10 protein-coding genes are annotated in these 16,234 nt (G+C 47.4%); 3 read left to right on the forward strand and 7 right to left on the reverse strand.

Annotated features, from left to right (window positions below):
* Positions 1 to 894: 894 nt before the first annotated feature.
* The 7 genes from HMPREF2955_RS02300 to HMPREF2955_RS15580 all read right to left on the reverse strand — a co-directional run bounded on the left by HMPREF2955_RS02300 (position 895) and on the right by HMPREF2955_RS15580 (position 12,883).
* Positions 895 to 3,735, reverse strand: a complete 2,841-nt coding sequence (locus HMPREF2955_RS02300) for a M16 family metallopeptidase (RefSeq protein ID WP_070720497.1) — start codon at positions 3,733 to 3,735, stop codon at positions 895 to 897.
* A 517-nt stretch (positions 3,736 to 4,252) separates the two neighbouring features.
* Entirely contained in the window at positions 4,253 to 5,350 is a 1,098-nt protein-coding gene (locus HMPREF2955_RS02305; protein WP_232211131.1) for a hypothetical protein, read from the reverse strand.
* A 77-nt stretch (positions 5,351 to 5,427) separates the two neighbouring features.
* The gene (locus tag HMPREF2955_RS02310; protein ID WP_070720498.1) at positions 5,428 to 7,104 is read right to left on the reverse strand and encodes a hypothetical protein; all 1,677 of its coding nucleotides are present in this window, start codon (positions 7,102 to 7,104) and stop codon (positions 5,428 to 5,430) included.
* Positions 7,105 to 7,125: 21 nt separating this feature from the next.
* Entirely contained in the window at positions 7,126 to 7,881 is a 756-nt protein-coding gene (locus HMPREF2955_RS02315) for a DUF4843 domain-containing protein (protein ID WP_019187639.1), read from the reverse strand.
* Between the two features lie 19 nt (positions 7,882 to 7,900).
* On the reverse strand, positions 7,901 to 9,517 hold the full coding sequence (locus HMPREF2955_RS02320) for a RagB/SusD family nutrient uptake outer membrane protein (protein ID WP_070720617.1): 1,617 nt from the start codon (positions 9,515 to 9,517) through the stop codon (positions 7,901 to 7,903).
* A 23-nt stretch (positions 9,518 to 9,540) separates the two neighbouring features.
* Positions 9,541 to 12,630 carry a SusC/RagA family TonB-linked outer membrane protein gene (locus HMPREF2955_RS02325; protein ID WP_070720500.1) on the reverse strand — a complete coding sequence of 1,030 codons (3,090 nt, stop codon included), beginning with the start codon at positions 12,628 to 12,630 and terminating at the stop codon, positions 9,541 to 9,543.
* 61 nt (positions 12,631 to 12,691) lie between these two features.
* A complete protein-coding gene (locus tag HMPREF2955_RS15580) occupies positions 12,692 to 12,883 on the reverse strand; it encodes a hypothetical protein (RefSeq protein ID WP_139145453.1) in 192 nt (63 codons plus the stop codon).
* A 652-nt stretch (positions 12,884 to 13,535) separates the two neighbouring features.
* Here HMPREF2955_RS15580 and HMPREF2955_RS02330 point away from each other — a divergent pair.
* The 3 genes from HMPREF2955_RS02330 to HMPREF2955_RS16455 all read left to right on the forward strand — a co-directional run.
* Positions 13,536 to 15,161 (forward strand): tetratricopeptide repeat protein, encoded by a 1,626-nt coding sequence (locus tag HMPREF2955_RS02330; RefSeq protein WP_246830048.1) that lies wholly within the window; start codon positions 13,536 to 13,538, stop codon positions 15,159 to 15,161.
* Between the two features lie 352 nt (positions 15,162 to 15,513).
* Positions 15,514 to 15,933 carry a HEAT repeat domain-containing protein gene (locus HMPREF2955_RS02335; RefSeq protein WP_070720618.1) on the forward strand — a complete coding sequence of 140 codons (420 nt, stop codon included), beginning with the start codon at positions 15,514 to 15,516 and terminating at the stop codon, positions 15,931 to 15,933.
* Between the two features lie 110 nt (positions 15,934 to 16,043).
* The coding region (locus HMPREF2955_RS16455; protein WP_210401263.1) for a hypothetical protein at positions 16,044 to 16,234 on the forward strand (191 nt) is incomplete at its 3' end.

The following is a 16,234-nucleotide window of genomic DNA, read 5'->3' on the forward strand; positions in this document are numbered from 1 at the left end:
ATTCGCTTCCTTTTTTCCAAAGGAAACACTGAATATGGGCGAATAATTCGTTTGTTGTTGGTATTTCAGGCAAGAGAGGAAGATTATCGTAACGCTTTGCTTTAATGCCCAATTGGGCTTTAACCTTTAACAAGCACAAATAAAAAGTCCCTATGCCAGGAAGACCATTGAACGGGCGATTGCCAACCCTTAACATAGACAATCGTTGCTTTCAACGCCCTTTACCCAACATAGGGATAAATTAGCTAACGCCCATTTGTGTTTTGCGTATGGCCGAAATGTTGGCTATTCCCTCTTTTGTTGCATGGCAGATGCCCCAAGGAAAGCCCGAAAAAGAATTAATGGAGCAAAGAAGCGTAAGAGAATTCTGCCCAAAAAGGGACATGAAGACCAACTATTTCTCCGCAACTTCTCTGATGAACCTATTCGTCTACGAACCAGTTTGTTTCTCCATTAATTCATCAAACCATTAAAATCACAAACATTTTATCATCACTCTATGATTTCTTGGCGTTTATCCGCGCTTAAAGATGAATGGGGTTACGAGGTGAAGAGTTAACGAGTTTACCAGTTGACGAGTTAACCAGTTGACAAGTTAACCAGTTGACAAGTTAACGAGCGAACAAGCATTTGGTTAGCTTGCTAGTGGGGCTAGCCTATCTAGTTGTACTAGGCATTCCAGTTGTACTAGGAGTTCTAGTTATTCTAGGCATGCTAGCTTTTTAGACCTGCCAGCTTTCTAGTTAAACTAGCCCCAACTATACTCGTTCATCGGTGGGCGAAGCCATTTTTTCACCTTTTCACCTTTTCACCCTTTCACCTTTTCACCTTTAAACACCCTTTCACCTTTTCACCTTTTCACCCTTAACCCCCCTTTCACCTTTAAACGTCTTTCTACTCTTGCGGCAGCATTTCCACGGTGATGCGGTTGCCGCTTTGCAAGATTTGTTTCATCAGCGCACACAGTTTTTCGGGTGTTTGTTGCTTAATCATGTCGCGATAACGGGTGTGCATGTTGATGCCGTGGCGGCGATACATGTTGATAACGCCACTCCAATAAGCATTGGTTTTCTCGGCACTAGCCACATTTTTAAGCATATACTCTTTCACCTTGTCGAGCATGGCAGCATCGCAAGTGCGCGTCATGTTCTCTGCCTCGCGATAGATGATAGCCATAGCCGTGTCGCGTTTCTCTGGTTTCACAGGACAAGTAACCAGTACGGAATAGTCGTGGTAGTCGCCTTCGATGGTTGCTCCACCTTCTGCCGACACCGAATAGGCTGCCGATGCGTCTTCGCGGATTGTCTTGATGTAAACCATAGAGAGAATTTGACCAATCATGTTCATACGTACAGCATTCTCCACCGAATAAGGTACGTCGGTGGTGTGCCACATAACGCAAGCCATGGCTTTGGGTGTTTCCATCTTACGACGGAACACATTCTCTATCTTACCTTTGGCAAACGAACTGGTGAGATGACCTTTAACCACCTTTCCCTTAGTGGGCAGCGAACCGAGATAACGACAGATAAGCTTGCGGAGCTGCGGTTCGTCGAAGTCGCCAATGAAACTAAACGTCCATGCAGCGGCATTGTTCGTGCGTTCGCGCGCTATTTGCAGTATGCGGTCGTAGTTGATGTCGGGCAGGTCGGCTTCCAACACGGGGCGAAGACGTGGGTTATGGCCGTAGACCGTGGCCACGAGCGAGTCGTTGAAGGCAATGTCGTGGTTGAGGGCGCGGTTTTTAAGTGCCATGCGCCACGAGTCCATCAGGGTGGCAAACGCTTGTTCGTCTTTGGTGATGCCACCCGACAGATACAGGTGGGCCAGCTGCAACATCGTTTCGACATCGCGCTTAGACGAACCACCCGACATGCCCATGTACTTATCGCCAATGGAAAGGCCTGCGCTGGCAATCTTGCCTGCAAGTATTTTGGGTAGCTCCATACTGCGGAATCCACCTAAGCCACTAATGGACACAATGTCGTTGAATACGGCCAAGTTGGTGTAGTCTTTCGGACCATAAAGCGACTTGCCGCCATGTGCGCTTGCGGCAAAGTTCACTTGGTCTTTCTTAAAGTCGGTTTTCTTCAAGATAACGGTCACGCCATTGGCCAGTTTCAACTCGGTATAACCCAGTTCGGCATTCTTTTTCTCCTTTACAATCTTGCCGGGACGGGGTAACTTGGTCATCAATGGAACCTCCTTCACCGTATCAACGTAGGGTTCTACCTTGGTTTGGCGTGCGGCGTGCACAGCTTGCAACAAGGATTCGGGCGCAGGATACACGTTGCCTTCCTTCTCGTTGTTGAAGTTGATGATAACCATATTGCGGTCGGTCTCGGGCAACAGCTGCGGCAGAATGGCGTTGATGTCGGTTAACGGGATGTTGGGCACCAGCTGTTTCATTATCTCATAATAGTCTTCGAAGGCGGGAATGGGTTCTTGCGAGAGGAAATGACCTTTGTAATCGTCGGCAAACGAGGCGTTGCCACGCTTGTCGCGACCATTGTATGCCTTTTCCAATGCACTGAGCAAGTTGGCCTTGGCGCGATCGTACTCGCTTTGGGTGAAACCAAACTTGGCGGCGCGATGAGCCTCAACAAGTGCGGCTTGCAGTGCGGCGGCAGTACCAGCCATGTCGCGCGGCGTTGCACTAATGGTGAAAGCTCCCTTTGTTTTGGCGAAGATGAAGTTGCCATCGGCAGCCGATGCACCCAAATAAGGACAGTTGGTAGAGTTTTGTGCGGCCTCGGCATAGCGGTCGTTGAGCATGCCTAGTGCCATGTTCTTGGCATAGTTGGCCAAGAGATAGTCTACGTTGCGTTTGAGCGAGTCGGGCCAGGCCTCGTGTTTGAACGACACTTCTACCGAGCTGTTGGCCTGTTCCTTATCCTTATCCACAACGATGATGGGTTCTTCGTTGTCGGGTACGGGCACATCCACCACTTTCGCTTGGTTGTCGGGGTTCTTCAAGGGGCCGAAAAGCTTTTTAATCATGGCCTCGGTGTGGGCTACGTCGATGTCGCCCACCACAATAATGCCTTGATTTGATGGATGATACCACTTTTCGTAGTAGTCGCGTAGCTCTTTGGGCTTGAAGTTGTCCACCACACTCATCAGTCCGATGGGGAAACGCGCGCCGTACTTCGTTCCAGAATAGAGTTTAGGCAGGTTGCGTTCTAGCATACGCGATGTGGCTCCGGTGCGTTCGCGCCACTCTTCGTGTATCACTCCACGCTCTTTGTCAATCTCGGTAGGGTCGAGTGTGAGTGCATTTGCCCAGTCGCTGAGTATCAGCAAGCACGAGTCGAGTGCCGTCTGGCGCGTGGTAGGCACGTTGGATATGTTGTAAACGGTTTGGTCGATGGAGGTGTAGGCATTGAGGTCGCCGCCAAACTTCACGCCAAGCGTTTCCAAGTAACGGATAAGTTCGTTGCCGGGGAAATGCTTTGTTCCGTTAAAACACATGTGTTCAAGGAAGTGGGCCAGTCCACGTTGGCTCTCTTCTTCTTGTATCGAGCCCACCTTCTGTGCGATATAGAAGTCGGCGCGATGTTCTGGCCAGTTGTTATGGCGTATGTAATAGGTCAGTCCATTGGGCAGTTTGCCTATCCTTACGGCGGTGTCCACGGGGATGGGTGGGGCCTGGTTAACGCCTTGTCCACGCAAGTTGGTGGGGACAAGCAGGGCTAAGAGTGCCCAGCCCCGCAGGATTGTTTTTAGGTTACTCATTCTTGTTTCAATAAATCGGTTACTTGTTAGCGATGTTAAGTCATCGGTTTACCCTCGACAAACGTAGCACGGCAGGCCCACCCCAGCTGCATCTCGTTCGGCATCCGCAAGGTTATGGGGGCGAAAGTGTTAGGAAATGCCCCTAGGTTATGTATAGTTTGGATAGCGCGAGATGCCGAGATGGAGGAGAAATGCGCTGAGGGCGGTTCGTCCTACCTGCTATTTAGTTTGGGGTTTAAGGCATGTTCAGGATATGCTCTGTTATCGAATAGGGCTGCCATTATTTACAAAGGCTGGTTCCTGAAATAAACTTTATTGGCTTTTTAGAACCGGCTTTAAGCTACCCCGAAATGCCACCTTGCGATTGTTCGTTGCCGCCCATTTATTCTATACCTTGCCTAGGCAGGCACCATTTGCTCACGGCTAGGGGTACACGGTTGCAATGAACCACCTAGCAATGAGCAAAGTATGCCAGCTAAAATCAAGGTTCCATCAAGAGCGGTTTATAGATTTCGCGTTATTCTTTTGCGGCAGGCGTAGTGAACTTCACCTTTTTAAGTTCGCCCCACTTGCCGTCTACGTTCTTAGCCATCGAGCAAGCGTAGTAAGTGGTGAGCGGTGTAGCGTTCCATCTTGCCCTGTCCACGCGGTATTGGTTCCAGTAAATGTCTTTGGGATGGTCGGTTTGCAGCATCTTGATAACACCGATGTTGCCCATGTCGGGTTTGTTAAAGGCCTCTTCGGTGATGATGATGTCGCGGTGCAACGATGCTTGGTCGTTGGGCGAGTACACTACATCCTGATAGTAGCCGCCTTTCTTGCTACCGCCAAACTCGCCAATCTTTATGTCGACTGTGGCTTCGCCGGGTCCGCCAAGCTTTTTCGTGGTAACGGGAACCTTGGTTATCTCTTGGAAAACGCCATTCTTATCCCATGGCAACACGCAGATTTCGTAATTGGCATCGGGCACCATCTCGCGCCAAGTGTGTTGCTTTTCGGTGGTGTAGTCTTTGCCGCTGAACTGCTTAATCATGTCGTAAGCGTTAGAGAAACCCATCATGGGGCCGTGTTCTTTCACGGTTTGTTCGATGGTTCCACCCTCAAACTGGCATAAGGCGTAGCCAGCCACGTCGGTGTTGGGCGTAAACTTCACCGTAACGCTGTCGGGTCCGATGTTCATTACCTGTGCCAGCACCTGCGCCGAGGCGAAACCTTGTCTGCGAGGAGCGGTAAACTGCGTGCGAGACACCTTGCCGGGCTTGCCGTCCTTGCCATAGCCAAGGGCGATGAGGGTGTATTCTTTCTCCGGAACAACCACCAATCCGTAGTCTACCAGTTTCTTATCTTTGACGTTGTCGGTGTATCGGGGTTTCTTCTGACCCGTGAAATATCCGTCAACAACCTCGTCTTTGATGATGCCGGCAATGTCTGATGTGAACAGCGCGAGACAATACGCTTGGCATTCGGCCGACTTTTTGAGCGTAACAGTTGGCGCGCCATCCTTGTTGGCCACGCTAACGTTTAGACTTACCTTATCTACACTTTGCGCTTGCACGGCAAACGCGCCAGCCAACAGCATCATCAGTGCGCCGGCACTTCTCTTTAAAACCATCATGTTCTGCATTTTATCTGTTTTTGTTTTGCGGCCACCCCACCACCTTGGGTAAGGGGATGGCCGTGTTGTTGTATTCATTAATATAAGTCAAGATAACCACTAGGCATGGCCACTTGCTTGATAGCGCATACGCGTCCGCCTACGTTATATTTCTTCATTAATCGCGGATGTGCAACAGGAACCGCGTAGTAAATCAGTACGTCGCCATTTTCGCAACCTACCACTAGATGGGGATATTCGTGATCAAGCCCCACCCAATAGCCCGTAACATCATAAACCATATAGGTGATTTTAGATGTTATTCCTTCCAAAGGGATTTTCTTAATTGTTATTTCGTTTGCACCAAAAGTTGTTCTATCGCCGTCTCGTTGAATAGCATAAATGTCCATCCCCTCTGAGAACAAATCGGTATAGGCCTTTGAAGAGTTTCCGCTAAGCTGCTCTCCCGACGCCGTTAGGAACACAGTCTCGTTTGTGAACAAGTGCCCTGGTATTTCATACGGACTCATATAGTTCATCGTGTAAGTCAATCGGCGCGCGTAATTGTCTACGGCGAAACAAGCTACCATAGATTTTCCTCCTGTGGTGTAGTAAGCCTGAAACCAACTGTTACGATTGTCACGGTATTCATCCCCATTCATCGTCGTAAGGTAATAAACGTTCGCGTCTTCGGGCATTTTTTCCGCAGGCGAATAGAATTGGTCTGAATGAAGCGTTACCACAAAGCTGCGATACTTATAAAAATCCGAGGAGTTAGTGGTAGTTGCTAAAACAACCCTTCGATTCTTCTCATCATAACAGGGCACATTGGTCACTCCCCAATTCGTGTGTCCGAATTTGGTAATCTTATAGCCCAATGAGTCTATATAATATGGATCGCTGATGAATTTTCCGCCCAAATAGTTCTTACCAAACTGGCGTGAGAACAATCGCCCGTCTTTCGTAGCAACCCAAGTCAAGGCAGGCGTATTCATACCACCATCTTCCTGGTCTTTCCGTCCGCTAACCTTAAAGTTATCGGGTGTGCCATCGGCAAACTGCGAACTTAAATCCCATTCCTTTTTCAAATTGCCTGCATTATACACCATTGCATCACCTTCTTCGGTTATCAACGTGAGCGAGCCGGCAGCACCGACATTCTTCGCTACAGCCACATCCAAAGACCTTGGCGTTCCAGGAACATTGTCTACCACATACTTGCCAAACTCAAAATTTTCTTTCAGCTTACCCTTCTCTTTCAAGTAATTAAGCCTAAACACGGTTAGTTTACCCACATTTGGCATGTTGGCCCCCATGGCGGAATAAACAACAAAGTCGCCTCCACCAATTGCAGGTTTAAAAAACAGCGTACATTTCACTTTGAATGTCACACCCGAAGATTTCTCGATGATGGAGAAGTCACCAGACTGCTCTTTGACAGGCATTTCTTCAAGCCCCATTCTTTTCAAGAACTCATCAGTGGTCATCTCCTCCTTCAATTCCGTGCTGTACACTTTTCCGTTCATTCGCCACTCATAACGCACCTCTTGGCTGCGCTGCAACGAATCCAGTTTTCCCCAATTGAAATAGCGTGAGCCATCAAGCCTTACGGGCCGACCGCCATAAACCAATACCTGTATCGGGCTATCCATAAAATTATCGAGCCATGTAGGCGGTTTCAACGACTCGTATTCGTAATTTCCGTCGTCACTAAAACATGATGCCAGCATCAGCGGCATAAGCATTGCTACGAATGCATATCTCAAGTTCCGCATAATTTTCTATTTTATAAGGTGTCACACTTTAACGGTCATTGGCGAACCGTCTTCCTCTACGGCCTGGTCGGGATGCTTGCCCAGCCATTCCTTAAACTTCTGAACCAACTTCCTTGCTTTCCAAGGAGCGTCAGACAACATACTCTCGTTCAGTGACGCTGTCGGGTCGATGTGCGTCACAAAAAGCTTATACTTACGGCTGGAATACTCTCCCAGCAGCAATTCCGTAACCTCCTTGTTCCACCAAGCAGGCTTGATGGCATCGCGGGTTAGTATAACAATCGCCTTCGTACGTTCGGTCTGCCCCAGCTGTAAATCGCCAAGTGGGACCAATTCCACCATCAGCCGCACCCCCTTAGGCAGGTCTTTAAGTCTAGGTTTGCGATACATCTTTATCACAACGGTGTCTGTACGGTTGGTGGCATTTGCAGGGGCGGGCCTTGCCCTAAACGTATATGTGTCTGCTAACTTATACTCGTCGGGGTTGGCAGTGGTTCCTTCGGGTATCACACGCAATTTGAAAGTTTCGTCCTTAGTTAGGTTTCTCCCAGCCAAATGCACTTCGAGCATGGCATCTAGGGCATCTATGTCGTCACTAAGAAAGAAGAACGAGGCGAAAGTAGAGTCGGCTGTGTGCTTGCCTGGCTCTTTTTCGTTCATATAATATTTGTCGAAATACAGGTAATGGTCATCGCCGAACGTTGTCAGAGGTTCTTCCTTACAAGAAGAGAACAAGGCGATTGCCGCCAAAGGCAGCGTAAACAATAACTTTCGCATAATGATAAATGTTATGGGGTCAGAGATTTTCATCAGTAGGTAAAGGTAGCACCGCTTCTGCTTTGGAGAATGGTTTCACCGATTTGTCGTCGCGTTTCACATCTGCCCCGAGCCTTTTATAAAGGTAGAACAGCTGCCCCTCGCTTATCCATTCGCGTTGCGCCTCTCTTACAAGATCTTTTTGGAAGTCGCCGAATGTACTCTTAACTGCCAATGGGCTTGTTCCTAATCCACGGTGTTCGCGCATGTCGTTGATTATTTTGTATGCAGCGGCGAAGTTACTCTTTCGCGCTTCAGTCTCGGCAATTATGTATCGCATCTCCGAAGTTCGCAACAAAGGGAAGATGCTCAATGTCTTGTCGCGTTCTACTAGGTCGTTCTCCTTAACATACCATTTCACCGACAGATTGGTCTTGTACGCTCCGTCGGGAACGTAAAGCAGGCGAGTACATCGAATGTCTCTTGCCGACTCATCAATATTATCCACCGTCTTGAATATGTCTTGCCCTTCGGTATTGACGATAAACAGTTGGTCTTGTGCAACGACGGCCTTCTTTCGGGGATACTGTGCCAACATGTTCGAAATCAGTCCTAACCTAACGTTGTCCCTATACACGCCCATAATGAGGTTGTCAACCATGCGTACATCCCTCGCATCTTCTGGCCGTTCGGCATAAAAGAAACCATCGAATCGTTCTTCCTTAAACGGATAGTACTTCTTTTTATCCTCTACAGTAACTTCAGAATTGATTATCTCCTCTGCACACTGCTTGGCCTTATCGTAGAAAGTGTCGTCATAAGCACCCTTATACTGGTAAGCACGAGCCAATGTAGCGGTTATGGCCCAGTAGGAGAATCGATAACCACGTCCAACGAAGAACTCGTCTAGGTCTTGTCGGTTGGCATAAATGCCCGTTCCATACTCGAACTCGCTATAAAAACGAGCTCTCCCAGAGGTATTCGCCTCATTGCCACGAGTTGATAAGTCGTATGGCTTAACCAATTCGCGAGCCTCTTCCAAGTCTTTAATCACGGCATCAAGCACCTCACTCGTCTTCATGTGCTGGGCTAAAGTGTTAGGAAAGTGTGTTATGTATGGCACATACACACCGCCGTCATCATCTTTCGGAGCAGGCGCAAACAGCCTGAGCATGTCTAGATGCACGTATGCACGTACAGCCTTTGCCTCACCCAATATCAGGCTTTTCTCCATTTCGCCTTGCGCGAACTTGCCTGCATTTTCGCCCCCCACGTTCTGGATAAGATCGTTGGCGGCACCTATGCACTTATAGGCGGCCATCCACATTTTGTCTATCTCAGGGCGCAAGTCCTTGTTTTGATAATCGCGCTTACCTGCCGCGATAAGTGCCGTACTACTTAAGTCTTCGTGGCGAACGTTCACGTTATACTGGTTTGAGAAAAAATCAACCAAGCCACATTGCAGGTTTTTGCCGTAAAGCACATCTTCTGCCATGTTGATGTACAGGCCATGCAACACACTCCGATACCCATCGCCTTTCTCGAACAATTCTTTCGAGGTGGATTTTCCTTCCACCGGAACGTCCAACCATTCGTTACATCCTGTCAACGCCATAACGATGGTTATCGCCGTAGCCATATATGTTATACCTTTCATAATCGTATTCTTTTGTTTGTCCACTAATAAGATGCACGCAACGTAAGACTATATGTGTGCGCATAAGGATAAGAGAGTCCTCGTTCCACCTTTATGGTACTCCAACGGCCTAGGTCGGCGGCATTGAAAACCACAGAGAGGGCATTAAGTTTGAAGAGAGAAGTTATTCGCTTGTTGAAGTCGTAACCAATGGACAAGCTGTTGAACGAAACAAAATTGTCGTTCTGCACAAAACGTGACGACCTATTGGTGAGACCTCTTTCACGTATGCCATAAAATTGCGAAACGTCGCCCACACGGTACCAGCGGTCGGTCAAGACACGCCTGTCTACGTTCTCCTTTTCAATGTTGGCATTCTCCACCTTCGACACCAACGTGTTGTTGTAGGCCTGTCCACCATACGCATACTTGAATCCTGCGTTAAGATAAATGCCTCGCCATGCTACATTAATGCCAAAAGTACCCTGCACGTCAGGGTTAAAGTCGCCACAAACAACCATGTCGTTCTTATCCCATACCTGTGTCACAGTTCCATCTAACTTACGGAAGAATTCTGTTCCCGTGGCGGGATCGATACCCAACGAGGGCACGGCATAGATAGCCGAGGTAGATGCACCCACGTAATAAAGTAGCGGTGGCAAGGTAGAAACACGCCCGGAAGATTCTGAAGAGTAGTTATCACGTATTTTCTTGTTATACTCTTCCATCGCAGGGTTTAGCTTTGTAATGGTGTTCTTGTTATGGGCTAAGTTGGCGTTAAGCACCACAGCCCAATCCCTGTTCCTAAAAACAGTTACATTAGTCTTTAGTTCTATACCTTCGTTAAGCACACCGCCTACGTTTCCACTATAGCTGTCGAATCCCGACGAGGGGCGAACCTTTACCTTGTCTATCATGCGGTCTGTGGCTTTGTGGTAGTAGGTTGCTTCCAAGAAGAAACGCCTTTTGAACAGTTCCAAAGAAAAGCCTAGGTCCAAAGTCTTCGTCAACTCCCAAGACAAGTCGGGATTTCCAAATGTTGCCAGCAAATAGCCGGGCCCTGTGTAATACCATGACGGTGCGTGTCCGTAGCTGCTTATCACATCGAAACGTGTGAAGGTAACCTTACCTGTACTTCCGTATGTGCCTTTTAAACGCAAGCTGTTTATCCAAGGCATACGTTTGATGAAATCGTAATTATGCATGTTCACACCCACGCCGATGGAGGCAAAGGGTGCAAAACGCCGCTCTACACCGAACTGCGATGAACCATCAAGACGGAACGATGCATCTAGCAAATAAATTTCATCGTATGTGTAATTTAATGCGGCCAACAATCCGAACGTACGCACCTTTATTTCTGTATCCTTGGTAACACCATCCTGAGACGCGCTATACGATGGCTTGTTCTGCGAGCCGAGGCTGAAACCCTGATATTTGTAAGCAATCGGATGCGAAATGGTCTCAATAGCCTCTACACCGCTTGTTAAGTTCACAAAGTGTTTCTTAAAGCGTTGATTAAAATGGAGCGTTGCATTCAGGTTCCATTTCAGGTCGCTATTCTTGGATATGCTTAGTTCTCCTCGTTTGTTCTCTACTCGCCCTTTGAAAGAGGGGTGCTTTGGGTCGATGAAACTGTCGTCGTTGGTTTGTACTTGGCTTATGCCAAAGGCTCCCCTTAAATAGAAGGTGGGGGTGAAATACACGTTAACACCCAAGTTGTTGGTAATGTCGGTGATGGTGCCTCGTCCATTATAGCTTTCCAGCTGTTGCTGTTGCCATAGGGGGTTCACCTGTCCCGATTGGGGTAGCTTTTGCAGATACTCGCCATTTTCACCATAAATGGCATCGTAAGGCAAATATGTGCCGTAGTTTGAGAACGAACCGAAGGGCGAATCCTCATACGAGGTGCGATTAATGGTTACGTTGTCTTGTATCTGTAACCATTCGCGTAGACGATAGTCTATCTTCAAACCACCACCCCAACGGTTGCGGTACGAACCTTTCATCACACCACGGTTATTGTCGTAGTTGAAAGCCAACTCATAACGCATCGAGTTTACACCACCCGAAAGCATAACGCTGTTACGCCAGTTCATCACATTACGTAACGGCCTAGCCAGCCAATCGGTATTCACACCGCGCCTTATCTCATTCAGCCTATTGTTATACAGAATTTCCTTTTCCTCTTTTTGCCAGTTCTCTTTGGCCGTATAAACACCTGCGTCTTTCTCCACTTGCAGTTTTTCAGCGGCATTAGTCAGGTTATAGTCCGACAGGTCGGGGAAGGTTAGTTCCAGGGTAGTGTTGTAATCGATGCGTATCTCGCCTACTTTCGGGGGAACGGACGTTACCACCACCACGCCGTTTGCAGCGCGCGAGCCGTAGAGTGCCGTGGCTGCCGCATCTTTGAGGATGGTCATACTTTGGATGCGGTTGATGTCCATGTCGTAGATTTTCTGTACAGGCACCTCGAATCCGTCGAGCATGAAGATGGGCATGTTTGGGTTTCCCAAAAGGTTGGTGCGCCGTTCCAGCGCTTGGCCGTTGGCATCGAACTCTTGTCGTTGGATGTTTGATGCACCGCGAATGTTGATTTCGTTGATGTGGTTGGGGTCCGAACCAAATCCGCCGCGGTCGATAATACGGAAAGAAGGGTCGAAAGCCTCCAAGGCCTTCACGGCATCCTTTACGTTCACCTTTCGCAACTCGTCGCCGGTCACCACCGTGGCCGTACCCGTAAAACTGTTTTTCTTCAATTTCTGAAACCCCGTAACCACCACCTGGTCCAGCTGGTTGGCATCGTCTTCCAGATAAACTGTTACAAATCGTTTCTTGCCCACGGTAAACTGGCGTGGCTTGAAACCGATAAAACTAACGTGAACCACATTGCCAACCGACAAGCCTGTCATCACGAACTTTCCGTCGGCCGACGTAACCGTGCCCTTGGTTCCGTCTTTAAGTTTCACCGTGGCGCCCACAACGGGTTCGTTCGTGTTGTTGTCGATTACTATGCCTTCAATCGTAATGTTGCCCGTTGAGCCCGGGCCTTGTGCATGCGCCTGGCTCCAACACAGCAACAATGCCATGAGCCAGAACATCACGTTCGCTGGTCTTGATAAGTTTCTACGCATAGGTATTACAATTTTCGAGTTTGTAAATTTGTTATTTAACCCTTTTGTTTCTTGTTTAGTGTTAGTTATTCGATGGTTGATTAAGACGTTCGGGGTTCATCGTTAAGGTTTCTGTTCCGCCGCCGCCTTTTAGGCCCATATCTAAACCGCCCTTTTTATGCCTATATATTATATAGGAGTATTGCGGTGGCTGATAGGTAACGCTGGGTTGGTTGCAGCTATCTGAAAAGTGGCGCAAAACAATTTTTCGCAAATATACACCTTTTATCGATACCAACAAAATGGAAAATTCGATGATGTAACTAAGTGTTGCACTGCAACATCCCGATGAATAAAGGGGTTTCGAGGGTTTACAACAAGCTGAAAATGGCTTAATTTGCAACGAAAAAGTCCGATGATATTTCAAATTTCAGAAACGAATTGGCCAATATGCCGGTGCCCGACAACAACAAACATGCGGTGTTAAGAATATAAAATCCGCACGCGCCTCATCACAACATGCCGCCGAAATAAGCAACAACACAATGGGCTTTTGCAACGCCAAGTTGGCAAAGCGGCCCATCCCCTAGTCCCCTTCTCCCCCACAGCCTCATCGCCCCAGCCTGTGTGTGCAGGTGTTACTGGTCTTTGCAGCCCATCTATCACACCCATCTGCTACACCCTACAACCATTGTTTTATGCAGCTAAAAAACGTGCAACGCAGCACCTAAGCAACAAAATACAGCCAATTATCTGCATTTAGGAAGAAAAAATGCTGCAATACGAACTATTTTTCATAATTTTGCCAATGAGCCGCCATACATGCCGCACAAGCGAAACCCGCCCTCTGATGGACAAAGATTTCCCATTCAGCTCAGACCGACAAGCTACAACGGAGATTTAACAGAACTGTCAAACAACCTTGCATGCGCCATGAAAGCGGACTGCTATCAACGAAATCACAAACAATGATGTGCGCCCAGAAACAACACTCCATTTTCGCGCTGCTTGCCCTAACCTTGCTGATGTGCGCCTGCCATAACCGCACACTGTCTAGACTGGAGCAGATAGACTCGTTGTTAAGTCAAGACAACGTGGAAAAGGCCTACACGCTTGTGCAGGCCATACCCATACACGAAATGGAAAACAGCGATGAAATGGCCTATTTTACGCTGCTTAAAACCGAAGCTACCTACCGAAACATGATTTCAATCGACAACGACTCGATAGACATCTCCGTGTTTTATTACGAACAACACGGACCCAAAGAACAGTTGGCGCGCGCATACTACTACAAGGCATGCATCCTTTTCTTCAACCGCAACAACGTTACTGCCGCCATAAAACTGCTGAAAAGAGCCGAAAACACCGCCAAAGGGCATGGCGGATTGGCCTTGATGCACAAAATTTTCTCTACCCTAAGCTACATCAACCTCTGCACCAAAAACTACAACACGGCACTGAATTATGCCGAAAAGGCGCGCGGCATGGCTACACGCGCCAGCAACGACCTGTGGATGGCGTACAGTCTCTCCTATATCGCCAATGCGTACAGCGGACTGGACATGCCCGACAGCAACCTGAACTACCTACTTAAAGCACTAAAGCTGTACAAACACCTCGACACCGAAAGCCAAACCGTGTTGCTGGCCAACATCAGCGATGTGTACAGCCAGAAGGGAGACACGGTGAAATCGGCCAAATTTATACTTCGCGCACTAAAAGAGCGACCCGACAGCTACACTTACACTATTCTTACCGACCTATACATCCGGCAAGGACAATATCAAAAGGCATTCGACCTGCTGCAAAAAGCCCTGGCAAGCGACGACGTGTACACACGCGAGAAAGCCCTTTACAACCTTTTCAAGCTGAAACAGAAAATGGGCGACTACGTGGGAGCTGCCAACACGGCCGACTCGCTGCTCATTTTCAAAGAAAAACAACAAAAGGAATGGCAGGCCAACAACGTCTACGAAATACAAAACAGATTCGACATCGAGGCAAGCGAGCGCGAAATACGCTCGTATCGCATTTACATCACTTGCTTGGCCTTGGTGCTGGTACTGTCGGTCATCACCTTGGTGCTGTACCATAAGTATAAGGTGGCCAAAGCCAAGCGCAGTATCTTGGAGAAACGACTGCTCATTAGCGAATACAGCGACCGCATAGACCAATTTAAAGTGTCGCAAACCGAGGCCAATAAAGAGCTGAACTCGCTCAGACAAAGGGTGAACAACCTTAAAGATAAAGAACTGAAAGTGCTGAGCAACGGCAAGCTGCTGTACGAAAGCATACTGCAAAACCATTCCACCGTACATTGGAGTACGAACGATTTCGCCGATTTCATCGAGTATTTTAAGTTTGCCGACCCAACATTCATGCTTTCGTTAGACAACACTTACAACAACCTTTCTACCCGACAATATCTCTTCCTCATCGTAACGGGTAAGTTGGGAAAAAGCGAAACCGATGCCGGCGACATCCTGGGCATCAGTCCTGGTAGCGTGCGCTCTATCAAGAGCCGCATCAAAACAAAAAAGAAATCATAGTCCAAGCGCACGTTGGTTTTACAAACAGGCACAGGCCTTTAAGAGGAGAAATTGCGCTTTTTACAGAAGAACAAAAAACATATATGAAGTAGCCTTGTCTTTTTCAGAAGTTATTTCCCGTATTTAAGGCCTCAGCCTTTTCCGCATCGGGTATCTTTCTCTGCGCAGATGCAGGCTTTGGTGCCGAACAAATATATGAATGGACCCTTATAGAAGTGTTTGAAATAGGTCCGACACCGCACAAACTAGCTGGGTGGGATGGGGCTATATCGCATTTACAAGTAATTTTGCCGAAGGGAGAGAAAACCAAAATAATTTCAAAGGAGAAAAAGAAAAAGCGGAGGATTGTTATATGATTGACAACATAAAAGAATATATAAATTTAGCAGACAGCAACAACTTAGAAGATAATAATAGGACCAAAATGGAACCATTATCTTCCGAAGTAATCTCTGAGATAACACATAACTATCCCGAGAGGAAAGCGTGGCTCGTTCATAACAAACATATACCTACTGACGTGCTAAGGATTCTTTGCACAGACAGCAACTCGGATGTTCGGTTTACGGTTGCTATGAAAAACAAAAATGACAGATACATATTTGAGACTTTGATGAAAGACCCTGATTTCTCAATTCGAATGGCTGTTGTAAGAAACAAGAAAATCCCAATGGATTTATTAAGAAGAATGGCAGATGATAAGAGCGACAAAATAGCCACAGAGGCAATGAGGGTTTTAAAACTAAGGAATAGAAACCGTCTCGATCTTTGATATTCCAATAAACTGAAAGAAATTTGTCGTCTTTGTGATGCCAATACAAGATAAACACGCCTCTCACATACGAAGTGCAGCACTTATCAACTCCTTGGCTTATAAACTCCTTGGCTTATAAACTCACGAAAGCCAAACCACTCCAGAAGAGATCAACTCATCAACTCAAAAGCTCAAAAGCTCAAAACTCAAAAGCTCAAAACTCAAAACTCAAAACTCAAAACTCAAAACTAATCAACTCAAAAACTAATCAACTCACAAACTCAACAACTCATCAACTCATCAACTCATCAACTCATCA

The sequence above is a fragment of the Prevotella sp. HMSC073D09 genome (assembly GCF_001814145.1).
Classification (GTDB): domain Bacteria; phylum Bacteroidota; class Bacteroidia; order Bacteroidales; family Bacteroidaceae; genus Prevotella; species Prevotella conceptionensis.

Bases quoted from the DNA above. Each gene is read 5' to 3' on its own strand.
- HMPREF2955_RS02300 (WP_070720497.1), bottom strand. From the start codon at position 3,735: ATGAGTAACCTAAAAACAATCCTGCGGGGCTGGGCACTCTTAGCCCTG.
- HMPREF2955_RS02310 (WP_070720498.1), bottom strand. From the start codon at position 7,104: ATGCGGAACTTGAGATATGCATTCGTAGCAATGCTTATGCCGCTGATG.
- HMPREF2955_RS02315 (WP_019187639.1), bottom strand. From the start codon at position 7,881: ATGCGAAAGTTATTGTTTACGCTGCCTTTGGCGGCAATCGCCTTGTTC.
- HMPREF2955_RS02330 (WP_246830048.1), top strand. From the start codon at position 13,536: ATGCGCCATGAAAGCGGACTGCTATCAACGAAATCACAAACAATGATG.
- HMPREF2955_RS02335 (WP_070720618.1), top strand. From the start codon at position 15,514: ATGATTGACAACATAAAAGAATATATAAATTTAGCAGACAGCAACAAC.
- HMPREF2955_RS02305 (WP_232211131.1), bottom strand. From the start codon at position 5,350: ATGATGGTTTTAAAGAGAAGTGCCGGCGCACTGATGATGCTGTTGGCT.
- HMPREF2955_RS02320 (WP_070720617.1), bottom strand. From the start codon at position 9,517: ATGAAAGGTATAACATATATGGCTACGGCGATAACCATCGTTATGGCG.
- HMPREF2955_RS02325 (WP_070720500.1), bottom strand. From the start codon at position 12,630: ATGCGTAGAAACTTATCAAGACCAGCGAACGTGATGTTCTGGCTCATG.